This is a genomic window from Streptomyces sp. NPDC088254 (assembly GCF_044740925.1).
GTDB lineage: Bacteria > Actinomycetota > Actinomycetes > Streptomycetales > Streptomycetaceae > Streptomyces.
In genome coordinates this window covers 38,019-61,781 of the sequence record NZ_JBIURQ010000005.1, presented here as the reverse complement: position 1 = coordinate 61,781, position 23,763 = coordinate 38,019, and the positions used below count along the sequence as shown (strand labels likewise).

Annotated in this window: 20 protein-coding genes and 2 pseudogenes; 9 read left to right on the top strand and 13 right to left on the bottom strand. The window is 73.1% G+C overall.

Features of this window, described 5'->3' with window-relative positions:
• Positions 1-133 precede the first annotated feature (133 nt).
• Together htpG and ACIOC0_RS15815 are read right to left on the bottom strand one after the other, a co-directional pair.
• Positions 134-2,077, bottom strand: coding sequence for a molecular chaperone HtpG (gene htpG, locus ACIOC0_RS15820; protein ID WP_402155575.1), 1,944 nt, complete (start codon positions 2,075-2,077; stop codon positions 134-136).
• Positions 2,078-2,173: 96 nt separating this feature from the next.
• Positions 2,174-2,320: a hypothetical protein gene (locus ACIOC0_RS15815; RefSeq protein ID WP_352250756.1), complete on the bottom strand. Its 147-nt coding sequence runs from the start codon at positions 2,318-2,320 to the stop codon at positions 2,174-2,176.
• A 123-nt stretch (positions 2,321-2,443) separates the two neighbouring features.
• Here ACIOC0_RS15815 and ACIOC0_RS15810 point away from each other — a divergent pair.
• Positions 2,444-2,764, top strand: a pseudogene (locus tag ACIOC0_RS15810) (DUF6174 domain-containing protein); the annotation flags it as partial.
• Between the two features lie 33 nt (positions 2,765-2,797).
• The gene (locus tag ACIOC0_RS15805; protein WP_402155574.1) at positions 2,798-3,559 is read left to right on the top strand and encodes a ZIP family metal transporter; all 762 of its coding nucleotides are present in this window, start codon (positions 2,798-2,800) and stop codon (positions 3,557-3,559) included.
• A gap of 34 nt (positions 3,560-3,593) precedes the next feature.
• On the opposite strand, the gene ACIOC0_RS15800 is transcribed toward ACIOC0_RS15805, so the two are convergent.
• Both ACIOC0_RS15800 and ACIOC0_RS15795 read right to left on the bottom strand, forming a co-directional pair.
• Complete coding sequence (locus ACIOC0_RS15800) at positions 3,594-4,775, bottom strand: PP2C family protein-serine/threonine phosphatase (RefSeq protein WP_402155573.1); 1,182 nt, start codon at positions 4,773-4,775, stop codon at positions 3,594-3,596.
• Positions 4,776-4,890: 115 nt separating this feature from the next.
• A complete protein-coding gene (locus tag ACIOC0_RS15795; RefSeq protein WP_402155572.1) occupies positions 4,891-5,748 on the bottom strand; it encodes a DMT family transporter in 858 nt (285 codons plus the stop codon).
• 177 nt (positions 5,749-5,925) lie between these two features.
• Between ACIOC0_RS15795 and ACIOC0_RS15790 the strand changes: the two genes are divergently transcribed.
• Positions 5,926-7,068: a PP2C family protein-serine/threonine phosphatase gene (locus ACIOC0_RS15790; protein WP_402155571.1), complete on the top strand. Its 1,143-nt coding sequence runs from the start codon at positions 5,926-5,928 to the stop codon at positions 7,066-7,068.
• Positions 7,069-7,103: 35 nt separating this feature from the next.
• Here ACIOC0_RS15790 and ACIOC0_RS15785 read toward each other — a convergent pair whose 3' ends face one another.
• The 8 genes from ACIOC0_RS15785 to ACIOC0_RS15750 form a co-directional block, all read right to left on the bottom strand.
• Positions 7,104-9,293: a S9 family peptidase gene (locus tag ACIOC0_RS15785; RefSeq protein ID WP_402155570.1), complete on the bottom strand. Its 2,190-nt coding sequence runs from the start codon at positions 9,291-9,293 to the stop codon at positions 7,104-7,106.
• Positions 9,266-11,050 carry an N-acetylglutaminylglutamine amidotransferase gene (locus ACIOC0_RS15780; protein ID WP_402155569.1) on the bottom strand — a complete coding sequence of 595 codons (1,785 nt, stop codon included), beginning with the start codon at positions 11,048-11,050 and terminating at the stop codon, positions 9,266-9,268. The genes ACIOC0_RS15785 and ACIOC0_RS15780 overlap by 28 nt, the downstream gene beginning before the upstream one ends.
• Positions 11,051-11,293: 243 nt before the next feature.
• A complete protein-coding gene (locus ACIOC0_RS15775; RefSeq protein ID WP_402155568.1) occupies positions 11,294-12,496 on the bottom strand; it encodes a glutamate--cysteine ligase in 1,203 nt (400 codons plus the stop codon).
• Positions 12,497-12,598: 102 nt separating this feature from the next.
• Positions 12,599-13,516, bottom strand: coding sequence for an SDR family oxidoreductase (locus ACIOC0_RS15770; RefSeq protein ID WP_402155567.1), 918 nt, complete (start codon positions 13,514-13,516; stop codon positions 12,599-12,601).
• A 52-nt stretch (positions 13,517-13,568) separates the two neighbouring features.
• Positions 13,569-15,200: a phytoene desaturase family protein gene (locus tag ACIOC0_RS15765; RefSeq protein ID WP_402155566.1), complete on the bottom strand. Its 1,632-nt coding sequence runs from the start codon at positions 15,198-15,200 to the stop codon at positions 13,569-13,571.
• Positions 15,193-15,729 carry an SRPBCC family protein gene (locus ACIOC0_RS15760; protein ID WP_402155565.1) on the bottom strand — a complete coding sequence of 179 codons (537 nt, stop codon included), beginning with the start codon at positions 15,727-15,729 and terminating at the stop codon, positions 15,193-15,195. The genes ACIOC0_RS15765 and ACIOC0_RS15760 overlap by 8 nt, the downstream gene beginning before the upstream one ends.
• Positions 15,730-16,040: 311 nt before the next feature.
• Positions 16,041-16,919: a restriction endonuclease gene (locus ACIOC0_RS15755; RefSeq protein WP_402155564.1), complete on the bottom strand. Its 879-nt coding sequence runs from the start codon at positions 16,917-16,919 to the stop codon at positions 16,041-16,043.
• Between the two features lie 228 nt (positions 16,920-17,147).
• Complete coding sequence (locus tag ACIOC0_RS15750; RefSeq protein ID WP_351099473.1) at positions 17,148-17,585, bottom strand: hypothetical protein; 438 nt, start codon at positions 17,583-17,585, stop codon at positions 17,148-17,150.
• A gap of 92 nt (positions 17,586-17,677) precedes the next feature.
• On the opposite strand from ACIOC0_RS15750, the gene ACIOC0_RS15745 reads away from it, so the two are divergent.
• Positions 17,678-18,325: an HAD family hydrolase gene (locus ACIOC0_RS15745; RefSeq protein ID WP_402155563.1), complete on the top strand. Its 648-nt coding sequence runs from the start codon at positions 17,678-17,680 to the stop codon at positions 18,323-18,325.
• A gap of 133 nt (positions 18,326-18,458) precedes the next feature.
• Positions 18,459-19,763, top strand: a complete 1,305-nt coding sequence (locus tag ACIOC0_RS15740) for a phytase (RefSeq protein WP_402155562.1) — start codon at positions 18,459-18,461, stop codon at positions 19,761-19,763.
• Between the two features lie 257 nt (positions 19,764-20,020).
• Here the strand turns inward: ACIOC0_RS15740 and ACIOC0_RS15735 are convergent, their stop codons facing one another.
• Positions 20,021-20,806 (bottom strand): MBL fold metallo-hydrolase, encoded by a 786-nt coding sequence (locus tag ACIOC0_RS15735; RefSeq protein WP_402155561.1) that lies wholly within the window; start codon positions 20,804-20,806, stop codon positions 20,021-20,023.
• Positions 20,807-20,894: 88 nt separating this feature from the next.
• On the opposite strand from ACIOC0_RS15735, the gene ACIOC0_RS15730 reads away from it, so the two are divergent.
• The 4 genes and pseudogenes from ACIOC0_RS15730 (at position 20,895) to ACIOC0_RS15715 (ending at position 23,727) form a co-directional block, all read left to right on the top strand.
• Complete coding sequence (locus ACIOC0_RS15730; protein ID WP_402155560.1) at positions 20,895-21,494, top strand: CGNR zinc finger domain-containing protein; 600 nt, start codon at positions 20,895-20,897, stop codon at positions 21,492-21,494.
• Between the two features lie 184 nt (positions 21,495-21,678).
• Positions 21,679-22,437 carry a hypothetical protein gene (locus ACIOC0_RS15725; RefSeq protein ID WP_402155559.1) on the top strand — a complete coding sequence of 253 codons (759 nt, stop codon included), beginning with the start codon at positions 21,679-21,681 and terminating at the stop codon, positions 22,435-22,437.
• Positions 22,438-22,686: 249 nt separating this feature from the next.
• A pseudogene (locus tag ACIOC0_RS15720) lies at positions 22,687-22,902 on the top strand (hypothetical protein); the annotation flags it as partial.
• Between the two features lie 99 nt (positions 22,903-23,001).
• Positions 23,002-23,727, top strand: a complete 726-nt coding sequence (locus tag ACIOC0_RS15715) for a dienelactone hydrolase family protein (RefSeq protein ID WP_402155558.1) — start codon at positions 23,002-23,004, stop codon at positions 23,725-23,727.
• The last annotated feature ends 36 nt before the right edge of the window (positions 23,728-23,763 follow it).

Sequence of the window (23,763 nt, the reverse complement as noted above, 5' to 3'; positions counted from 1 at the left end):
CTTTCCGGTGGCAGGGTCACGAGACCGCCTACCCGGCCCGGCCGGAGTTGATCTCATTTCCTTCGCATCTTCCACCACGGCACTGACATCGATGCCGGAGCCCCGGTCCGGCCTCCGTCGAAGACGCCCTTGTTCACTCCGCCTGGAGCGCGCGTTCCATGCGGTCGGCCAGCAGCTGGACGAACCGGGCCGGCTCCTTCGGACGGCCTCCCTCGGCCAACGCGGCGAGGCCATGGAGGAGTTCGGCGGTCTCGGTGAGCGCGGTGTCGTCCTCCGACTTGACCTTGAAGGCCTGGTCGAGGCTCTTGACCAAGGTGTGCTCCGGGTTGAGCTCCAGGATGCGCCGGGCGCGGGGCACCTCCTGACCCATCGCCCGGTACAGGTTCTCCAGCGCCGGGGTCAGGTCGTGCGCGTCGGAGACCAGACAGGCCGGGGAGACGGTGAGGCGCGAGGACAGCCGTACGTCCTTGACGTCCTCGCCGAGCCGCTCCTTCATCCAGGCGAGCAGCGGGGCGTACTCCTCGTCCCGCTTCTCGCGGCTCTCGGCGGGCTCGTCCCCGGCGTCGCCGTCGAGGTCGATCTCGCCCTTGGCGACGGACCGCAGCCGCTTGCCCTGGTACTCCCCCACCGTGTCGGTCCACACCTCGTCGACCGGGTCGGTCAGCAGCAGGACCTCGATGCCCTTGGCCCGGAAGGCCTCCATGTGCGGCGAGTTCTCGATGGCCTCGCGGGACTCGCCCGTCATGAAGTAGATGTCGTCCTGCCCGTCCTTCATCCGCTCCACGTACTGCGCGAGCGTCGTCGGCTCGGCGCTGTCGTGGGTGGTGGCGAACGAGGAGACGGCGAGGAGGGCTTCGCGGTTCTCGGAGTCGGTGACCAGTCCCTCCTTCAGGACGGAGCCGAACTCCCGCCAGAACGTGGCGTACCGCTCGGGCGCGGAGCCCCTCATGTCCTTGACCGAGGACAGGACCTTCTTCGCCAGCCGGCGGTGCATCAGCTGGATGTGCCGGTCCTGCTGGAGGATCTCGCGGGAGACGTTGAGGGAGAGGTCCTGGGCGTCGACGACGCCCTTGACGAAGCGCAGGTACGACGGGAGCAGCGCCTCGCAGTCGTCCATGATGAAGACGCGCTTGACGTACAGCTGGACGCCGCGCTTGTAGCCCTGGGTGAACAGGTCGTGCGGGGCGTGGGCGGGGATGAACAGCAGAGCCTGGTACTCGAAGGTGCCCTCCGCCTGGAGGCGGATGGTCTCCAGGGGGTCGTTCCAGTCGTGGCTGATGTGCTTGTAGAGCTCGTGGTACTCCTCGCTCTTCACCTCGTCGCGGGAGCGGGACCAGAGGGCCTTCATCGAGTTGAGCGTCTCGGGCGCGGGGGCTTCGGCGGGCTCGTCGGTGTCGGCGGTGTCCGTGGTGTTCGCGGACCCTGCGGGCGCGGCCATCCGGATCGGCCAGGTGATGAAGTCCGAGTACCGCTTGACGATTTCCCTGATCTTCCAGGGGGATGTGTAGTCGTGGAGCTGGTTCTCGGGGTCGGCCGGCTTGAGGTGGAGGGTGATCGTGGTGCCCTGCGGGGCGTCCTCGACCGTGCCGAGGGTGTAGGTGCCCTCGCCGCGGGACGACCAGCTGGTGCCGTGTGTCTCGCCGGCCCGCCGGGTCACGAGGGTGACCTCGTCCGCGACCATGAAGCTGGAGTAGAACCCGACGCCGAACCGGCCGATGAGGTTCTCGGCGCCCGCCGGGTCGTCTGTCTGCTTCAGCTGTTCGAGGAACTTGGCGGTGCCGGAGTTGGCGATGGTGCCGATGAGGTCCGCCACCTCGTCGCGGGACATACCGATGCCGTTGTCCCGCACGGTGAGCGTGCGGGCCTCGGCGTCGGTCTCGATCTCGATGTGCGGATCGGACACGTCGGCGTCCTGCGCCTCGTCCCGCAGCGCCGCCAGACGCAGCTTGTCCAGCGCGTCGGAGGCGTTGGAGACGAGTTCCCGCAGGAAGACATCCTTGTTCGAGTAGATCGAGTGGATCATCAGCTGCAGCAGCTGACGGGCTTCCACCTGGAACTCAAACGTTTCCGTCGGCATGGTGGGCGACTACCTCCCCGGGTTCCCGGATTCCTCCGGAACTGACTGACGGCAGTCACTGTAGAACAGGCAGTCACCCGAGCCGTTCGAGCGGTGTCAGTGCCGGGTGCGCAGCCGGGCGAGCAGCCCGCGGGCCTGGGAGCGCCGCCGGGGGTCGGCGGCCTGCCGGCGCACCTGCTCGATGGTGCGCCGCCCCTGCGGACTGCGTGCGAACTCCTTGATGCGCTGAATGACGCTGCTCATCCCTGTCTCCTCCCGTGAGGCCGTTCTCTCTCCCGTCCGCGTACCCGCCGACGGGCTCTTCAACGGAGCGAGTCGAACGTTTCGCGGCCGGACGGCGTCACAGCGTGGGAGGAACCGGCCGCCTACAGCTACACGTTGACGTCGACGGCCCAGGTGCTCGCCGGGACGTTCCGGGTGAGTGTGCGGGACGGGGCGGTGACGTCGGCCGAGGGGCTGGACGCGGACGGCCACCGTCAGACTCGGGAGCTGACCGGCCGAGTGCCCACCATCGGGGCCCTGTTGGAGATGCTGCGCACGGCCCGCAGTGAGGGGGCGGACACGGCGGCGGCCCGGTACGCGGCCGACGGGCATCCCGTGCGGATCACTGCGGACCGGTCGGAGAACGCCGTCGACGACGAAGCCCTGTACGTCATCAGTTCCTACCGGCCGGCGCCGCGGCCGTGAATCCCCGTAGGTGCCGTGGGTAGACGGACCAGCATGTCCGATGTGGTGCTTGCGGGGTTGTGGGGACTGGTGGCGGGTTCGGCGTTGCTGCTGGGAGCGCTGGTGGGGTACGGGGTACGGGTCCCGCAGAAGGTGATCGCCATGGTGATGGCGTTCGGCGCGGGCGTGTTGCTGTCAGCGGTCTCCTTCGAGCTGGTCGGCGAGGCGTACGACGAGGGCGGGCTCGGTCCCGCCGCCGTGGGGACGCTCGTCGGCGCGCTGGCCTACACCGTCGGCAACCTGTGGCTGGCCCGCCGGGGCGCGCGGCATCGCAAGCGCTCCGGGTCCGCGGAGGGCGAGACACAGCCCTCGGAGAGCGAGCAGGGCGGTTCCGGTACCGCGCTGGCCCTGGGGGCGCTGCTGGACGGCGTCCCGGAGTCGGCGGTGATCGGGGTCTCTCTGCTCGACGGCGGCGCGGTGAGCCTGGTGACCGTGGCCGCGGTGTTCATCAGCAACGTGCCCGAGGGGCTGTCCAGTTCGGCGGGGATGCGCAAGGCCGGCCGGAGCAAGGGGTACGTGTTCGGTGTCTGGGGCGCGATCGCGGCCGCGAGCACCGTGTCGGCCGTGCTCGGCTACACCGTGGTGGGCGCGTTCTCCCCCGCCGTGATCGCCGCGGTGACGGCGGTGGCGGCCGGGGCGATCCTCGCCATGATCGCCGACACGATGATCCCCGAGGCGTTCGAGGAAGCGCATCTGGCGATCGGGCTGGTCACGGTCTGCGGTTTCCTCGTCTCCTTCGCCCTGTCGCACGCCTGACGGTCCGGCCGTGGGGCACGGTCCGCCCGCGCGGTCAGTCTCGGGCGGGCGGCTGCCATTCGAGCATCAGGATGGTCGCGTCGTCGCGCAGTCCCACCGGCTGGGTGTCCAGGATGGAGTGGATGAGGCGGCGCAGGGTCTCGGGGGCGAGTTCCCCGGCGGCCGTGGCGCGGATGACGTAGTCCGCGAAGCGTTCGAGGCCGAAGAGGCTGCCGTCGCGGAAACGGGCCTCGGTGACGCCGTCGGTGTAGAGGAGCACCCGGTCCCCCGGCCGGAGGGGGTATTCGTGGGTCACGCGCGGCTCCCCTGACAGCAGCGCGGGCAGGCCCATCGGCGGTGCCGGTTCGCGCTCCAGCGCGTCGACGACCGGCCGCTGGTCCCGGATCAGCAGGGGTGCGGGGTGGCCGCAGTTGCTCCAGTACAGCATGCCCGTGGCGAGGTCCAGCTGGGTCACTACGGCGGTGCAGAACTGGTCCGGCAGCCACTCGGCGAGCGCTCGGTCCGCGCCGGCGACCAGCTCCGCGAGGCCGGCTCCGCTGCGGCGGCCGTTGCGGCAGGCGGCGAGGGTGACCGAGCTGGTCAGCCCGGAGGCCAGGTTGTGGCCCATGGCGTCGACGACGGTGGCGTGCAGATGGGTGTCGGTGAGGCAGTGGTCGAAGGCGTCCCCGCCGAGCTGGTAGGCCGGTTCCAGGACCGCCGTGGAGACGACGCGGCCGTCGCCGATGGTGCGGGGCGGGAGGAAGGCCCGCACCAGTTCGGCGGGCAGGCCCATGGGCTGGGTGCGGATGTGGCTGGCGTAGGAGTCCTTGTAGGCCCGTTTCGACGTGAGCATCATGCCCAGCAGTGCGGTGAGCGCCCGGCCCCGGGTGAGGGAGCGCGCGGTGAGCGCCTCCCCGTGCACGGCGACGACGCCGAGCCGTTCGGCGCCGTCGAGCAGGGGGAACCATGCGGTCACACCGCCGGCGCCGTGCGCCTGGACGCGCAGGGACTGGGTGCGGTATGTCCAGCCCGCAAGGGAGTCGTCGATGGAGAGGGGCGGCGCCACGTCGGTCAGCGGGACGAGGTGGCGCTGTTGCAGGTCGGCGAGGTAGACGACGGCGTGCGGGAGGTCGAGCGCCTTCGTGCAGCGGTCGAGCGCCGCGCTCAGTTCGAGCGTGGAGGTGACGGGGTCGGCGAGGAACTCGCTGAGCCGCTCGTCGCTGGCCTCGGCCGACACACCGCACCACCGCCTCACCGGCTGCCGCTCGTCCTCGCGGCAAGTCTCACACCGGGGCGGGGCGCGCGCAGGTCGGCGGGGGTGTGCAGGGCGCGGGGGCCGTCCCGCCGGGCGCTCAGCTCACCACCTCGGCCAGGTTCGGCACCACGCGAGTCAGCCGGAAGACGCCCCACAGGAGCAGCAGCGCGCCCAGCGCCTCCGGCAACAGCCACCAGCCGGTGCGGACGCGCTCGTCGAACAGGGTGACGCCCAGGACGAGGCTGATCGTCGCGTCGCCGATGGTGAGCGGCGGCTGGGAGGCGCTGAGCGGGCCGGCCTGGAGGGCGTTCTCCAGCAGCAGGACGGCGCAGACGCCGGCGAGGGCGAAGGCGTACGTCTGCCAGATGGTGAGGAAGGCGACGAGGCCGTCGTCGGCGAGGCGTTCGGTGGCGGACTTCATCAGGGCGGCCGTCAGGGCGTTGCCGACCGCGGCGGCGCACGCCAGGACGGCCGCGCGGAACAGGGGCGGGCGGCCGGGGCGGGCGAGGAGGACGGCGGCGGACATGGCCGCGACGCACAGCGTCAGCGCGGGGATCCAGCGGGCCATGGGCGCCTGTTCGCGGACCTCCTGCGGCGCCGCCGACAAGAGGAGCACGGCCAGGCCGCCCACCACCGCCGCGACGGCCCGCCACGCGGCGACGGACAGGCGCAGGCGCAGCAGGGGAACGGCGATCAGCAGGGCGAAGGGCAGTTCGAGGACGAAGAGGGGCTGCACCAGGGCGATGGCCCCGTTGACCAGAGCGAGCGCCTGGAACACCGCGGCGCACACGACGCCGGCGACACCGATGGCCCAGGCGGGCCGGTGCGCGAGCGCGCGCAGGAGGGTGAGACCGCCCCCTTGGTGCACGGTTGAGGCGGCCTTGCGCTGGAACGCCGTACCGGTGGCGTTGCTGGCGGCGCCCAGGACGGCGAAGAGCACGGCGAGCACGATCACCAGTCCACTCCACCACGGCGGGGCTCGGGCGGCCCGGTGGTGTGGCTGGGGCGGTCGAGTGGGCGCGGCGGCGGGCCTCGGGTCGGGTCGGGTGGGTCTTCGGGGTGGTTTGGGCCGATTATGGGTGAGGAGGGCGTTTCTCGGGGGCGCCGGAGGATCGCGGGGACGGGAGGGTTGGTGGGTACGTCACTGGATCCCGAGGCCTCGTCCCTGAGGGGCGGGGCCGGGCCTCCGTTGCGGTGGTCGGTCGTCCTGGGGTGGCTGGTCGGCACGACGGCTCTGCTGGCCGTCATCGGTCTCTTCCTGGACCGGGAGACCCGGCTCGCCCCGTTCCTGGTGGTGCTGCCGGCGCTGTTCTCCGGACGGGGCACGGTGCGGCAGACCGTCGTCGCCTCCGTGTGGGTGACGCTCACGATCGTCGCCGCGCTGTTCGACCGGGCGGAGGACTCGATCAGCGCCGGGGTGGCGACCGTCGTCTTCGCGCTCGTCTTCAACGGGCTCAGCATCACGCGGGCGGCGCAGCGCGTGCGCAGCGAGGGCGAGATCGCCCGGCTGCGGTCCGCCGCGGCCGCGTTGCAGCGGCAGTTGCTGCGGCCGTTCCCGCTGGTGACGGACCAGCTCCTTGTGCATGGCCTCTACCAGCCGGTGGAGGAGGACAGCCGGGTGGGCGGCGACGTGTACGAGGTGGTGGCCTCCCCTTACGGCAGCCGGGTGTTCATCGGGGACGTGCAGGGCAAGGGGTTGCCCGCGATCAGCGCGGCGTTCGCGGTGCTGAGCGCGTTCCGGGAGGCGGCCGTGGCCGAGCCCACGCTCACCGCGGTCGTGGACGCGCTGGAGGAGGCGGTGCTGCGGCACAACTCCTTCGCCGCGCAGGTCGGCGAGAGCGAGCGTTTCGTGACGGCGCTGGTCCTCGGCATCGACTCCGAGGACGAGGTCCAGGCGATCAACTGCGGTCATGTCGCGCCCCTGTTGCTCGACGGGGAGAAGACGGAGTCGACGCTGCGGGGCGAGCCGTGCGTTCCGCTGGGCCTCGACGCGCTCGCTCCCACGCCGCGCACGGTCGACTGGTTCGCGTTCCCCCACGGCAGCACGCTGCTGCTGTGCACGGACGGCGTCACCGAGGCCCGGGATCCGTCCGGCGCGTTCTATCCGCTGGAGGAGCGCGCGCCGGTGTGGGCCGGGGTGCGGCCCGGCGAGGTGCCGGCCGCCGTCTACCGCGACCTGCGCCGCCACTCGGGCGGCACGCCCGGCGACGACACCGCGCTGATGGTGGTGCGGCGCAGGTCGGACGTCGACGGGGTGGACGCGGACGTGCCGTGACGTGTCGCGGCGCCCCCGCCACGGATGGTCGATGGTCAGCCGGTCAGATGGCGTTGCATCCAGTCGGCGGCCGTGCGGCGGAAGAGCCTGCGGTTGTCGGCGCGGCGGAAGTCGTGGCCCTCCTCGCGCAGGAGCAGCAGCCGTGCCTCCAGGCCGCGTTCGCGGGCCGCCCGGACGAACTGCTCGGACTCGGCCGGGGGCACGTTGGTGTCGTGTTCGCCGTGCACGGCCAGCACCGGGGCCCGGAGCTCGTCGATCCGGCTCATCGGGGACAGCGAGCGCAGGAGGTCGCGGTCGTGTTCGGGGTGGCCGTACTTGTGGGCGGCCGACCGGGCGATCCACGGCTCGGTGCCGGCGAAGAACGTCATGAGGTCGGACATCCCGCAGACGGCGATGCCGGTGCGGAACAGGTGCGGGTGCCACACCAGGGACGCCATCACCAGGTAGCCGCCGTAGGAGCGGCCCATCACGGCGAGCCGCCGCGGGTCGGCCAGGCCCTCGGCGACGGCGTGGGCCGCGCAGTCGGCGACGTCGTCGATGGCGGCGAACCGCCCCTCCCCCAGGTCGGCGTCGACGAAGCTGCGGCCGTGACCCGACGAGCCGCGGACGTCGGGGGCGAAGACGTCCAGGCCCCGGCTGATCAGCTCGTGGTAGAGCGGGTGCAGGACCGGACGTTCCTGTTCCTCGGGTCCGCCGTGCAGATGCAGGACGCAGGGCGCGGGCTCCCCCGGGGAGCGGCCGGGGGCACGGTAGTACCAGCCGCCGAGGGTGAGGCCGTCCCGTGCGACGGGGCGCATCGGCACCGGGCGGGTGGGCGGCCGGCCCGGCGGGACGGCGTCCTCGTCGCGGGAGGACCAGGGGGTGCGCACGGGCGCGCCGGACGGCACGTGCCAGATGCCGGGGCGGCGGCGGGAGCCGGACAGGGCCACGACGGGGCCGTCGTCGCCGGTCAGCGGGGCGACGCGGGTGACGACCTCGTGCGGGAGGTGCACGGGCCGCAGCGGGAGGACCGTCCCGTCGGGCGGCGCGGCCGGGGGCAGCGAGGTGAGTTCGAGTTCGCTGACGCCCTTGGCGTTCCATGCCAGCGCGGCGTTGCGGCTCTCCCGGTCGAGGTACAGCAACTCCAGTCCGCAGCCGTCGCGTTCGGCGACGACGGTGGCGCCGAGGGGCTGGCCCCGGGGGTCGAGGCGGATCGCGGTGAGGGCGGCGTACTCGCGCTCGTCGTCGCTGCGCAGCCACACGGTGCGGCCGTCGGGTGAGAAGGCGCCGATCCAGGGGTCTCCGTCGGCGACCCGCTTCACACACGTCACGGCCAGGTCGCCGGTGCGGACGACGAGGGCCTCGCGGCGGCCGCGTGGGCCCCGGCGCAGCAGGGCGAGCCGGCCGTCCTGGCTGAGGTCGCACACGCGCAGGGTGGGCGCGGCGGGTTCGGCGGCGAGGAGGACGGGAGCTGACAGCCCGTCGGGGTCGACCAGGTACGCCGACAGGGTCCTGTCCTCCAGTCCGTGGTCGGCGGCGGCGCCCCGGTTCTGCGGGCCCTGCTGGGCGGGCAGGCCCGGGTGCCCCGGGTGCGGGCGGCCCGGCGGGGCCGGTTCGGTGACGGTGACCGCGAGGGCCGTGCCGTCGTGCTGCCAGCAGCCGAGGTGGGCGGAGGCGCCGGGCTCGCCGCCGGCCAGGAGGCGCCGGTCGGTGCCGTCGGGCCGTACGCACAGCACCTGGGTCAGTTCGCCGCCGCCGGGGGCGACGGTGTAGGCGATCCACCGTCCGTCCGGCGACCAGGACACCTCGGTGACCGGTTGCGGGTCGGCGTCCAGCAGACGCACGTCCTCGCCGCTCAGGGGCCCCGCCCACAGCTGGGGCACGCCGGCGCGGTCGCAGATGAACGCGGCCTGCCGGCCGTCCGGGGCGGCCGAGGGGTACCAGCAGCCGTGGGACAGCAGGGGCTGCGGGGCGCCGTGCGCGGCGGAGGTGTCGGGGAGAGACAGGGGCGCGGGCGCGGGGCCCAGCGCGTCCGGCGGGCGGTTGCCGAGACCGTGGTCCGGCCCGCCCGGCGCGCCCGGCCCGTCGACGGGGGCGGGGCGGGCGCCCGGGTCCGCGCCGGGCGGCGGGAGGCCGGACGACCTCGTCCCGTCCGCCGTGAGGGGGTCGGACGAGGTCGTGCAGGCGACGGCGGATCCCGGCCCGTCCGCCACCGCGGTCAGTGGATCCGGTGCGTCTGCAGCCATGTTTCCAGCAGCGCTATCTGCCACAGCGTGTTGGCTCCTCGCCTGGTGCGGTGCGCGTCGGGCGCCGCGAGCAGTTCGTTGACGTATTCCCGCCGGAAGACCCCGCGGGCCCTGGCCTCGGGCGCGTTCAGCGCTTCGCGGACGCGCTGGAGCACCGGTCCCGCCATGTGCTTGATGGCGGGAACCGGGAAGTAGCCCTTGGGCCGGTCGACGACCTCGCGCGGGAGGACCTTGCGGCCGACCGCCTTGAGGATGCCCTTGCCGCCGTCGGCGAGCTTGAGCTCCGGCGGGCAGGCGGCGGCCAGTTCGACCAGTTCGTGGTCGAGGAAGGGCACCCTGGCCTCCAGGCCCCAGTCCATGGTCATGTTGTCGACCCGCTTGACCGGGTCGTCGACCATCATCACGTGCGTGTCGAGTCTGAGGTCGGCGTCGAGCGCGGTCTGCGCGCCGTCGGCCGCCATGTGGGCGCGGACGAACTCCGAGGAGACGTCGTGCTCCGGCAGGACGCCGGGTTCGAGGATGCGGGCCAGGTCGGCGTGCGAGCGGTCGAAGTAGGCGTCGATGTACGCCTCGGCGGCTCGCTGCCGCGGCACGCCCGCCATCGCCGGGTACCAGTGGTAGCCGGCGAACACCTCGTCGGCGCCCTGGCCGCTCTGGACGACCTTGACCTCCTTGGCGACCTGCTCGGACAGCAGGTGGAAGGCGACGGTGTCGTGGCTCATCATCGGTTCGCTCATGGCGGCGACCGCCGCGTCCAGGGCGCCGGAGACCCGGTCGGAGGGCACCATCAGCTGATGGTGGCGGGTCTGGAAGCGCTCGGCCACCAGGTCGGAGTAGGCGAACTCGTCGCCGTCCTCGCCGCCTTCGGACTCGAAGCCGACGCTGAAGGTCGCCAGGTCGCTCTGCCCCTCGTCGGCGAGCAGCGCGACGATGAGGCTGGAGTCGAGCCCGCCGGACAGCAGCACGCCGACGGGGACGTCGGCGACCATGCGGCGGCGGACGGCGGTGCGCAGCGCCGCGAGCACCGCGTCGGTCCAGTCGTCGGCGCTCATCGCGGCGTACTCGGGGCGCCGGGTGTAGGAGGGCTGCCAGTAGAGGTGGTCGTGGCGGGTGCCGTCGGGCTCGATGACGCGGACCGTGGCGGGCGGGAGCTTGCGCACGCCGTTGAGGACGGTCCGGGGCGCGGCGACGGTGGCGTGCCAGCTGAGGTACTGGTGCAGGGCCGCGGGGTCGAGCGAGGTGTCCACGTCGCCGGCGGCGAGCAGGGCGGGCAGCGAGGAGGCGAACCGCAGGCGCTCCGGGCTCTCGGCGAGGTAGAGGGGCTTGATGCCGAGCCGGTCGCGGGCCAGCACCACGCGTCCGGTGTCCTGTTCGACGAGGGCGAAGGCGAACATGCCGTAGAAGTGCCGTACGCAGTCGGCGCCCCACTCCAGGTACGCCCTGATGACGACCTCGGTGTCGGAGTCGGAGAAGAAGCGGTGGCCGAGGCCGCGCAGTTCGTCGCGCAGTTCGCGGTAGTTGTAGACGCACCCGTTGAAGACGCCGCTGATCCGGGCGCCGGGGTCGGCCATGGGCTGGGCGCCGCTCTCGGACAGGTCGATGATCTTCAGCCTGCGGTGGCCGAGTGCCACCGGCCCCTGGGACCACAGTCCGCGGCCGTCGGGGCCGCGGGGCGCCAGCCGGTCCGTCATGCGTTCCACGGCCGCGATGTCGGGCCGGCCGCCGTCGAGGCGGATCTCGCCGCTCAGCCCGCACATCGCACGGCCCTCCCTCCCGTGAGGTTCTGGGGTTCCGGGCAGGGGACGCGTTCTCGGAAAGGGTCGTGCGGGCCGGGCGCGCAGGCCCGGCCGGTCGGCGCGGGATCGTCGGGGTCCTCCGGTCCGGGGCGGGTCGAAGGGCAGGCGGGACGTTCGCGACGGGCCCTGGAGGAAGGCCGGGTGCTGCACATGACGGGGTGACGCTCCTTGTGGTGGAGGACGGGACGGGCAGGGGGCGCGGGCCTACGGCTCGGGCGTTCCTGCCGGGGCCGCCGCGGGGGCGTGCGGGTGCGCGTGCCGGGCGGCGGCGGCCCTGGTCGGCCGTGAGGGGCGGGTCGCCATGGGCGGGCGGGGCGTCGCCCGGGTCCCACGGGTCTCCGCGACCATCAGGTCGATGCTGGCGAGGAGGTCCTCGGTCTGCGCCGCGTGGCGCAGCCGGTCGGCCGCGCTGCCCGCGGCGAGCGTCTCCTCCAGCAGGGCTTCGACGATGCTCCGGTCGCCGGAGGCCTCCAGCGCGGGCCGCAGCCGGGCCGCCATCGCGCGCAGGACCGTGCCGGCGGGCTCGGCGCGGTGCGTCTCGGGGTGGACGAGCGCGCCTTCGAGACCGGAGCGGGCGGCCCGCCAGGTGGCGGCGCGCAGCCGGTCGTGGCGGCCGTCGCACAACGGCCCGTCGTGGCGGGCCAGACGGTGGCAGGCGTCCCGTACGAGGGCGCGGAAGAGGCCTGCGACCAGCACCACGGTCTCCACCCGGGGGCAGGCGTCGCAGATGCGCAGCTCCAGGGTGCGCTGGTGGGCGGAGGGCCGTACGTCGTGGTAGGCCATGCCGGCGTCGGTGATGACGCCCGAGGCGATCAGCTCGGCGAGGGCGGCGTCGTACTCGGCGGCGTCCCGGTAGCAGCCGGCCGGGCCGGCGGTGGGCCACCGCTGCCACACCATGGTCCGCCAGCTGGCGTAGCCGGTGTCGGTTCCCAGCCAGAACGGCGAACTGGCCGACAGGGCGAGGAGCGGCGCGAGCCAGGGCGAGACCAGGCACATGGCGCGTACGGCGGTGTCGCGGTCGGGTACGTCGACGTGGACCTGCGCGCTGCAGATGAGCTGCTCGTCGGCGACCCGGCGGTAGTCCTCGACCATGCGCCGGTAGCGGGGGTCGGCGGTGACGTCGCGGGAGGTGACGCGGGCCAGCGGGACGGTGCCGGCGGCGACCACGGCGAGCCCCAGCGAGGAGGCGGCCGCGTCCAGCCTGCCCCGGGTCCCCGACAGGTCCTTGAAGAGGTCGTCCAGGGTGTCGTGGACGCCGCTGTTGCTCTCCACGACCGTCTGCTGGAGCTCGCGGGTGAAGCCGTCTCTGTCAGCCCGGCCGAGAAGTTCGTCGGCGCGTGGCACGAGCCGCCCGCTCTCCACGTCCAGCACATGGAACTCTTCCTCTACGCCTATGCGCACCGTCACGTTCGTCTCCCTCGCCCTGCTTCGGCGCCCCCGCCGCGCCGTGGAGCGCGGCTCGCGGAGTGATCGGCTCCCCGAGTGCCCCGGACGGCCCAGGCGTAAGCGTCAGATCGACCCTTTGCGTCCCATGCTGCTCAGATGAGCGGATTCACTGTCGGCTCGTCCCCCCGCACCGAGCGGCCCCGTCCGGCCGAACGCCTCCCGTGCCTCCAGCCGGGGCAGCGCACGCCGGCAGCGGCGCAGCACCAGAGGCGGCAGCGCGGCCCGCGTCACCTGCGCGAGACGCAGCCAGCCGGGGACATAGACGGCGGTACGGCGGCGCTCCACGGCCCGCGCGAGCCGCTCGGCGACCTCGTGTGCCGGGAAGACGTGCCGGGCGGGCGGGGGCATATGGGCGCGCAGTTCGCGCAGGACGGCGTACCGGTCGGCGTCGCGGATCATGTCGGTGTCGGTCCAGTTGATGTAGGCGACGCCGACGGCCACGCCCCGATGGGCGACCTCGGCCCGCAGCGAGTGCGCGAACGCCTCCACGCCGGCCTTGGAGGCGCAGTAGGCGCTCATCATCGGCGCGGCGCCGATCGACGCCAGGGAGGCGATCTGGAGGTAGTAGCCGGCGGTCTCCTCCAGGTCGGGCAGGAACGTCCGGGCGGTCAGGGCGCTGCCGGTGAGGTTGACGTCGATGACGCGGCGCCAGACGTCCATGTCCTCGGTCTCGAAGGGGCCGCCCTCGGCGATGCCGGCGTTGGCGACGACGACGGACGGCGGGCCCAGCCGGGCGCGGACCGTGTCGGCGGCCCGGCCGAGGGCCGCCGCGTCGGTGATGTCGACCTCGACGGCCACCGCGGGCGTGGGCAGCTCGGCGGCCACCGCCTCCAGTGCCGGCCCCTCGTGCCCCAGCAGGGCCAGGCGTGCGCCGCGCCGGGCGAGGGCGTGCGCCTGGGCCGCGCCCAGACCGCGGGCCGCGCCGGTGACGACGACGGTGCGGTCGGTGAGGGGGCTGCGGGCGGGCGGGATGTTCGCCATGGGGCGCTCCGATCGGTGACTGCGGGCCCGAGGTGGGCGTGTGGTGCCGGCCTCAGCGGGCGGTGTGCGTCCGGTCGCCCGTGCGGTCGCGCTGGGCCAGGGCGCGCTGGAGACGGGGCAGTCCTGGGGGCAGGTTGCGGCGCAGGGCAGCGCGGGCGGCGTTGGCGCCCGGGGCGCCGTGGACGCCGCCGCCCGGGTGGGCGCCGGCGGAGGCGAGGAACAGCCCGCGCACCGGCGTCTCGGGGCGTCCGGCGCCGGGCGTGGGCCGGAACACGAGCTGCTGGTGGAGTGCTGTCGTACCGCCGTTGATGGCGCCGCCGAGGAGGTTGGCGTCCAGTTCCTCGAGGGTGGGCGGGCCGAGGACGCGGCGCGCCCGGATCAGCCCGCGGAAACCCGGCGCGAACCGTTCCACCTGGCGTTCCACCCGGTCGGCCATGATCTGCTGCTCCTTCTCGTCCCAGGCGCCGGTGAGTCCCTCGTCGCCGGCGTCCGCCCTGACCTCCTGTGGCACGTGGGTGTACGCCCAGGCGGACTCGGTGCCGCGCGGGGAGCGAGTGGCGTCGGCGGTCGTCATCTGGCCGAACAGCGCGAAGGGACGGTCCGGGACGCGCCCCATGGCGATCTGGGCGGCGAAGCGGGTGAGTTCGTCGAGGCCGTCGGCGAGATGGACGGTGCCGGCCCGCGCGGCCTGCTCGGAGGCCCAGGGCACGGGGCCGTCGAGCGCCCAGTCGACCTTGAAGGTGGCGAAGTCCCACTGGAACCGCTTCAGGTCGGCCAGCGTCTGGGCCGGCAGATGCTCGGGCTCGACCAGGTGGCCGTAGAGCGCGGGGACGGACACGTCGGCCAGCACGGCCCTGCGGGCGGGGACCGCCTCGCCGTCGGCGGTGCGCACGCCGACGGCCCGGCCGCCCCGGACGACGACCCGGTCCGCGCGCACCCCGCAGCGCAAGGCGCCGCCGCGCGCCCGCAGCCGGTGGACCAGGGCGGCGGTGAGGGCGCCCGCCCCGCCGACGGGCACGGGGAAGCCGTACGTCTGGCCGAGCATGGACATCAGCCAGCCGAAGCCTCCGCTGCCGGCGGCCTCGGGGGCGAGGTCGGCGTGCAGCGCGTTGCCGGCCAGCAGCAGCCTGCCGCCCTCTCCCCCGAACTCCTCGTCGCCCATGCGCCGCACCGGCAGCAGCAGGGTGCGCGCCAGGCGCAGTCCGCCCGCTCCGCGCAGCCGCAGCGCGAGCCGTGCGCCGGCCTTGACCGGTGGGAAGGGGGTGAAGAGGGCGCCGAGGATGTCCGGCCGCAGCCGGTCCCACACGCCGTGCAGCCGGCGCCAGGCGTCGCCGTCCCCGGTGTGGAAGACGTCCAGGGAGGCCGCGGTGGCGTCGAGGTCCCGGTCCAGTACGGCGCACCTGCCGTCACTGAGAGGGTGGGCGAGGACGTGCGGGGCGTGGCTCCAGCGCAGGCCGTGGTCCCCCAGCCGCAGCCCCGACAGCACAGGGGAGGCGGCGGCCAGCGGGTAGAAGGAGCTGAACAGGTCGTTGACGAAGGCCGGGTCCACGCCCCGGTCGTGGCGGACCGCGCCGCCGGGTTCGGGCTGTTCCTCCAGAACCTCCACGCTCCAGCCCGCGTCGGCGAGGAGGTTGGCCGCGACCAGGCCGTTCGGCCCGGCTCCGATCACGACGGCGTCAGGCATCGACGCCTCCGTGGGCGGCTCGCCCTGCCGCCTGGGACGCCGTGCGGCCGCCGCCGTGACCGGAGGTCCTTCCGCCGGCTCCGGCCTCGGCCTCGTCGCGCTCGGCGGCGCAGACCTTGGCAAGGCGGGCCAGCATGGCGCGGTGGCGCACCTGGATCAGCACCTCGACGCCGGCGTTGTGCAGGGCGCCGCCCGCGCCCTGGAGGGGGTGTTCGTCCACGATGACGAGGCAGTGCTCGCCCCAGGGGCGCAGCTCGATGGCGATCCTGGCGGTGCCGAGCGCGCCCGCCCTGGCCTCCAGTTCCAGTTCGCGGCCTTCCTCGCAGCGCCGGACCTCGGTCTCGTTGGAGAAGCTGAGGGGGCCAAGCCGGATCTCGTAGGCGATCGACGAGCCGACCTGCGGCCACTGTCCGCGCCGCGGCCGGGACTTGGCCGTTCCGACCACCCAGTCCGCGTAGCGGGTCCCGTCGGCCAGGACGGCCCACACCGTCGCCGGGTCCGTCTTGATCAGGTGATGCCGAACAGCCACAACAGCCTCCCGTGCTCGCCGCCAGCTCACCGCCAAGTGCCCACTTCGCTGCGGGCGAACCATCGGCGGGGACCGAGGGGCTGTCCGGCGGATCAAGTCGCAGGAAGGCAGCGGTGACTCATCGGCCCAGGTGAGCGGGGTCTGGTGCGTCCAGCTGCAGGGCGGAGGAGGGAGTCGACGCGATGGGGGTACCTCCCGCGCGAGCGAAGCCGAGCGTGGGGGAGCCGGCGAGTGACGACAACGCCGCAGGCGGGCGTGCCGGACCCCGCGTCCGCGGCATGATCCGCCGGACAGCCCCCAGCCGCCCCGGCTCAGCACTCGGCGGCGGGCGTCTCCCAGGGGCGCGGCTCCCAGGGGCGGGGGCCGGCGCCGGCGGCCCAGGCCCACAGGTCCCGGGCGTCGACGCAGACGATGCCGCACTGCTGCGCGTACTCGACGGCGGGCGCGGTGAAGTCGCTGGTGGTGACGATGACGGCGACGTCGGCCTCGTGGACGGTGAAGCAGGTGCCGCCGAAGCGCTGGAGATCCTGTGAGCCGACCTTGTGGCTCTCGCCGTAGCGCTTGCACTGGATGACGAGCCGGTGGCCGCTCGGCGCGACGGCGGTGACGTCGGCGCCGAGGTCGCCGGCGCCGCCGACCACCTCCACGTCCGTGCAGCCGTCGCGCAGGCACAGATCGGCTATCGCCTGCTCGAACTCGTCGGGGTCGAGGGCGTCGTAGTCCACGACGTCGACGACGGTCGCCGCTGCGACGGTCGGTTCGAGGTCGGGATCGAGGAGCGTGCGCTCGGTGCCGGGCTGTCGCGGGATCACCGTCGGCTGCTCGGCCGGGACGAGGGTTTCCTCGGCCCGGCGGGCCTCGACGACAAGGGGCGGGGGCTGGGGGGCCGTGTTCTCCAGTTCGCCGACCGCGGTCTCGGCGGCCTGTTCGAGGGCGGCGGCGGTGCGCCGCACCATCCTGCGCGCCGACCAGTGCCGACGGCCGCGCCGGCAGGCCACGACGACCCCGGCCGTGAGCAGCGCCAGCGCCACCGCCCAGCCGGGGCGGCGCTCGGCGGCGGCCGCCGCGGTACGGGCGGTCAGCACGGCGAGGCTCAGCAGGATGGCGAGGATGACGAAGAAGAGCGCCGTCGACCGGAGATCGAAACGGCGGCGCGGCGCGGGGGGCAGCGGACGCGTGGGCGCGGTCACGGTGGCGGTTCCTCCGGGGTGGGCCTCGACGACGAAGATCACTCCCGCTCGTGCCCAGCGGGGAGGGTTTCACCGCGCGGGGACGGGGGCGGCTCGGCTGAGGGGCGGGGGTGAGTGCTCGGGTCGGCGGCGGGGGCCGCCCTCGGGGCCACACGGTCGGGGGGGCCCCCCCCCCCCCGGGGGGGGGGGGCCCCCCCCACCAGTGCACTGTGAACTCACCCGGTGGGGTCAGATGCGGCCCCCGGTGAGGCGGGTGATCGGGCCGTGGGTGTGGCGGCCCGAGCGGCGGCCGGCCGCGTAGGAGGCGGCGGTGATCGCGGTCAGACCGGCGCCGGCGGCCGCGGCGACCAGCTTGCGCTGGGCGATGACCGTCCACGCCGTCTTCGCCGTGGCCGCGACCTGCCCCGAGGTCGCGACGATCGCCTGGCGGCCCGCCTCGACGGTCCGGGCCGCGTTCTGCGCGGCGCCGGTCGTCGCGTCGGCCGCCCGCTCGGCGCCCCGCTTGGCCGCGGAGGCGGCCTCACCGGTCTTCGCCGCCGCGCCGTCGGCCGCCCGCGAGGCCGGCGCGGTCGCCTTCGTGGCGCTCTGCCGGGCCTTGGCCGCGGTGGTCCGCTTCTTCGTCTCTCGCTCTTCGTTCGTCTCGGCGTTCGATTCACTCATGGACATCGCGTTGCCGCTCCCTCGTGCGGCAAACACGTCTCCCCGCAGCGGCATCCCGGCCTGAAGCAACGGCAGTTCACCGGGGTAGGGTCTCGCGCATGCGTCTCGCCCTCTTCGACCTGGACGGCACCCTGGTGGACCGTACGGCCGCGTTCGCGGACGCCGTCGCCGACCTGTGTCGCGACCACGGATACGGCCCGGAGATCGAGCGGTGGCTGCTGACGGAACTGGCCGATCACGCCGAGCGCGGCGACTTCGCCCGGCTGCGCGCGGAGTTCGGGCTGCGCGAGTCGGCCGCGCACCTGTGGCGGGTGTACGTCGACCGCATGGCGGCGGCCGTCACCTGCCGTCCGGCCGTGCTGGAGAGCCTCGCCCGGCTGAAGGACCGGGGCTGGAGCGTCGGCGTCGCCACGAACGGGGCGTCCGACATCCAGCGGGCGAAGGTGCGCGCCACGGGCCTCGCCGATCTCGTCGACGGCATCGCCGCCTCGGGGGACATCGACGTCCGCAAGCCCGACCCCCGGTTGTTCGAGCTGGCGGCGGCCCGCTGCGGAACGCAGCTCACCGCCGGGGACTGGATGACGGGCGACAACCCGCGGGCGGACATCGACGGCGGGCACCGGGCGGGCCTGAGGACGATATGGGTGGCCGGGCGTCCCTGGCCGGACGGCCTGGCCGTCCCCCACCACACGGTCACCGAGGTCACCGCGGCCGTGGACTACCTGCTGGCGCACTCCACGGCATAGGTCCACACTCCTTACGCAGCACAGGAGTTGTTCCCCGACCGGGCACCTGTCCGCCACCCGCCCGTCCCCTCACGGACGGACCGCGCCACCAAGATCATCGTATTGTCATGCCCGCTACCGAAAGAAGGTCGACGTGGCCAGGCCTCTTCCGCGACCGTTCGCCGTCGCCGCGCTCGCGGCGTCCCTCGCCCTGACCGCCGCGCTCCCCGCGACCGCGCACACCGGCCCGGCCCTGCCGACGGTCCCGCCCCGCGCGGAGACCGCCCCGCTGTACGACGACGAGGCGGGCGGCGACGCGGACGCCGACGACCCCGCGATCTGGCGCAACCCCGCCCGCCCGGACGCCAGCCTCGTCGTCGCCACCGCGAAGCAGGGCGGCCTGCGGGTCTACGACCTCGAGGCCCGTCTGGTCCAGTCGATCGCCGCGCCCGCCCGGCCGGGGCCCGGCCACGCCCCCGGCCGCTTCAACAACGTCGACCTCGTCCACGGTCTCGGCCTGTCCACCGGCCGGGCCGACCTGGCGATCACCACGGACCGGGGCACGGACCGGCTGCGCTTCTACCGCATCGACCCGCGCACCCCGTCCCGCCCTCTCACCGACGTCACCGACCCGTCCGTCCCGCCGGTCTTCTCCGTCGACCAGTCCGAGATCGACGCCCAGCGCACCGCCTACGGCCTCGCCACCTGGACCGACCGGACCACCGGCCGCGCCTACGCGCTGGTGAGCCGGCGTGAGCGCACCGCCGTCGCCCTGCTCGAACTGACCGCCGCTGCGGGCGGCAGGGTCGGCTACCGCAAGGTGCGTACCCTGACCCTGCCGTCGTCCTTCCGTCTGCCGGACGGCACGTCCTGGTCGCCGTGCTCGGAGCCGGGCGAACTGCCGCAGGTCGAGGGCATGGTCGTCGACCCGGCGAGCGGCACGCTGTACGCAGCCCAGGAGGACGTCGGCATCTGGCGGGTGCCCGCCGACCTCACCGGTAAGCCCCGACTCCTCGACAGGGTGCGGGAGTTCGGCGTTCCGGGCGTCTACGACGAGACCACCGAGGAGTGCGTGCCCGGCGCCGACCCGGGATACGGGGGCGAGCGGCTGTCGGCGGACGTGGAGGGCCTGACGCTGGTCGCCGGGACGGACGGCGGTGAGTCACGCCTGCTGGCGTCCAGCCAGGGCGACGACACCTTCGCCGCCTACGGCCGCGGACGCGGTGCCCGCCTCGCGTACGAGGGAGGCTTCCGGGTCGGGGCCACGGCGGCGGGCCCGGACGGCTCCGAGGAGTGCGACGGCGCGGCGGCACTGCGCGAGCCGCTGGGGCGCAGGTATCCGCGCGGCCTGCTCGTGGTGCAGGACGGACACGACGACGCGGGCGAGGCCGAGGGCCGCACCGCGACGAACTTCAAGTTCGTCGACCTCGGCGAGGTGCTGGACGCGCTGGACGACTGAGGGTCCTTGGGGAGTACCGGAACGGGAGTCAGCGGTAGCGGCTGACGCGGCACGGCGTCAACCGTCGCCGAGGGGAGGCAGCGCGTGAGCGGGCCCCGGTGTCATTGCCGGGGCCCGCTCACGCGGTCGGGGTCATGCGCTCGGCGGATGCAAGGTCGAGAAGGGCCTCGAGCGGCGGTGCCGGCTGCTTCACGGTTCTTGGCGGCCGGACTCGATGAGCCTGCCGTGGGCCGGCGCGGTGGTGTCCGCCGGGCGGCTCAGGCGCGCCGGCCCCAGTCGAGGCGGTCGGCCAGTCCTGCGGCGGCGAAGGCGGCCTCCAGTTCGTTGTGGCCCTCGGTGAAGTGGGCCCAGCTGTCGTAGTGGACGGGCACCACGCGGCGGGCGCCGAGGAGTTGGGCGGCCTCACAGGCCCCGTTGCTGTCGAGGACGAGCAGCGCGCCGTCGAGGAACACGGGGAAGCGCGGGGCGCCGGCGAAGAGGACGGCGGTGTCGACGGGCGCAAAGCGTTCGGCGATCTCCTTGACCACGTCGAGGGAGGCGTTGTCGCCGCTGACGTAGACGGTCGGCAGGCCCTGTCCGGTCAGGACGAAGCCGACGACCTGGCCGGAGAGCGGCTCGATCTCCTCACGGGTGCCGGGGCCGTGAACAGCGGGAACGCCGGTGACGGTGATCGTGCCGCCGCCGGGGCGGTCGAGCTCGATGGACTGCCAGTCGGCCAGACCCGTCGCCTTATCGCCGAGGCGCTCGCCGCCGCCGGGGGTGGTGAGGGTGAGGGGGACGTCGGCGAGCAAGGCCCGGCCGGAGTGGTCGAGGTTGTCGGCGTGCTCGTCGTGCGAGAGCAGGACCACGTCGATGGGTCCGAGGTCGGCGGGAGTAACGACGGAGGGGGCGGTCTTGGCCAGGGTCGGGCCGCCCGGCGTGACGTACTCGCCGGGGCCGTCGAAGGTCGGGTCGGTCAGGAAGCGCAGGCCGCCGTACTCGAACAGGGCGGTCGGGCCGCCGAAGACACGGACGGGGAACTGGTCGACCGCTGACGAAGACATGGAGAACACCTCACGGATAGATGTGATTGAACCGTGAGAGGACAGTAGTCCTTTCTCACGGAAAGAGGCAAGCCGTAACATGAGAGGTATGAGGGAGACCGTGATCGCAGAACCCGCCGTGCCGCCCGCACAGGGAGAGGCCGACCACCTCTCCCTCGCCCTGGCCAACAGCGCCATAGCGATTCCCGGCGGCCACACGCTGGACCTCCTGGGAACCCCCGCACAGGCCAACCACTGGCTCACCGAGCGCGGCCTGGCCCCCCTCGACGCCGGCCTGCTGGACATGTGCGCATCACAACTGCGGTCGCTGCGCGAACAGATCAGGTCCCTGTTCGCCTCCCGCACCGCAGAACTGCCCGCCCTGCCCGCAGCCGTCAGCGCCATCAACGACGCCATGACCCGCGTCCCCACCGCTCCCCTGCTGCAGTGGGACGACAACACCGGCCCCTACCGCGCCACCCCCCACCCCACCACCGCGATCGTCGACCACGCCCTGGCCACCCTCGCCGCCGACGCCGCCGACCTGCTCACCGGTCCCGACGCGCAGCGTCTCACCGCCTGCGGCTCCCCACCCTGCAACCGCTACCTGCTCCGCCACGGCCGCCGCCACTGGTGCTCCACCCGTTGCGGCGACCGCGCCCGCGCCGCCCGCGCCTACGCCCGCCGCACCAAGCCCGGGACGACGTGACAAGTCCGCCCGAGAGCGGGCGGCGCACACTCCGGGTACTGAGCCAGGCCGAAAAAAGCTCAGTCAACATCTCACGCGATGTCACTCTTTTGGGTGATAAAAAGAGACGTGCCATAACTCGCACATAGTCGCATGACATGCTGCGGGCATGGATCACGGAAAGACATCCTAGAAAGACGTTTGAATGAGCGTCGGTGGGCGAGAGACCGGAACTTTCTATCGGGTCCTGCTGTTTGTGCTGTCGGCGATTTTCGTGAGTTTGTGCACTGTCGTCGGCGGGGCTCTTGCGCCAAGCGTCTGGCCACCCGAGAGCTGGGTCGCATCGGCTGGTGCAGTGTTCTTGATCGCTCTCGCCTTCGCGGCGGGCGTTGTCATACCCGTGCTCTTCAAGGAAATCCCGCCTTCTATTGAGCGGCGATCTCTGCGGGAACTTGTGAAAAATGCCTGGAAGGAGCAAACATTCAGTGCGACGACTGTTGCGGCGCTGCTCGCGGTAGTCGCTCTGATCGTATGGTTCTCCGCTCCCGCGACTGGTCTGAGCCGGCTCGTCAAAGACGATCGCGTGGGGGGAATGGACCTTACGGGGTACTGCCAGTCTTACGGTTTCAGGGACAACACCGAAGAGGCTTGCTATTCACCCATGGCCATGGACGAAGTTTGCAACTGGCGATACGAGGAAAAAGGTCTTCATTTCGTCACATCCGGCAACAGGGTCGACGGCAAATGCTTCACTTTCACCAATTCGCTCAAGGGTGGGATATGGGACATGTCCGACTACTGCCTGAAGCGCTTCGGTCGGAGACTCGGAGTCGATGCGGTGACCGCAAGGAACAATTGGGAATGTCAGATGAAGATTGACAAGAGCCTTGCGTGTGACTGGTTCTGGGCAAAGCGTGACCTTGAGGCTCGCAAAGACGGTGCCGATTGGGGCTGTTACCAATAGCGGGAAGGGCGGCGGACACCCCCGGCAAGCTGGAGTGGCTGGCGTCGCCGGAAGGGCGGCGCGGGGCGATGTACCCCGTGGCGGGATAGCGGCGGCGCCGCTTCGCCGACGCGTGGCACGCCCGACAGCAACGCGCTCGACCCTGAGCTGATGTGAGAGCGAAGGCACGGGGTGGTGTTACCGGAGCCGTATCGCACGTGGCGGCGTCCCTGGTTCTCGGAGGACTGCTTCGATGCTGGATCACCGGAGGACATCGAGGGGGCCGGGCAGATCCGCAAGGAGATGGACCACCCGGTGCTCGGGCTGCTGTGCTTCGAGTCCAGCGTGATGAGGGTGCCGGCGCGGCCGGACCTGTCGATCGTGCTGCACACGCCGCTTCAGGAGACTGCCGCGCCGCGAACAGGCCTCAGGCAGGCCTCCTGGCTCGGAGAACCGTCACCCCGCCGGCCGCCACGACGTGGGTGAAACGACCAGGGGTGGTTCCGGAACACGCCGGAGACCTGGCTTCTGCCGGCGGCAGAACACCGGTCCTACCGGGCTCGACGATCACTACAGTCCGGGCTCATGACGACGGTTACGACGCGCACGATCGCATACGCGGCCGACGGCCTGACAATGATCGGGCATCTCGCGCTCCCGGCCGGTGTCGACCGCCGGCCCGCGGTCCTTGTCGGGCCCGAGGGGATGGGACTCAGCGACGTCGAGCGCCGCCGGGCCGATGCGCTCGCCGAGCTGGGACACGTGGCCCTGGCCTTCGACCTCCACGGCGGGCGCTATGTGGACGACCCCGAGGAGATGCTGGCCCGTTGCATGCCGCTGCTCGCTGACCCCAGCCGGATGCGAGGCATCGGCCACGCGGCGCTCGACGTGCTCCGCGCCGAGCCGCGGACCGACCCGGACCGGATCGCCGCCGTCGGCTACGGCACCGGGGGCGCCATCGCGCTGGAACTCGGGCGCGACGGGGTCGACCTGCGCGCGATCGCGACAGTCAACGGACTGACCACGGGCCGGCCAGGCGAGACGGCGCGCATTCGCTGCCCGGTGTGGGCCGGGGTCGGGTCGGAAGACCCGATCATGCCGCCCGCGCAACGGGACGCATTCACCGCCGAGATGCAGGCTGCGGGCGTGGACTGGCGCCTCGTGGTCTACGGCGGCGCCCTGCACGCCTTCCATCACCCACCGGTCGACCACGACGTGCTTCCTGGGGTCGGTTTTCACCCTCAGCACGCGCAGCGAGCTTGGCGGGACGTCGTCGACCTGCTCGCCGAGTGCCTGCCCATGACGGAGTGACGTCGCGGGCACCTCGGGGAACCGGCGACAGTTGAA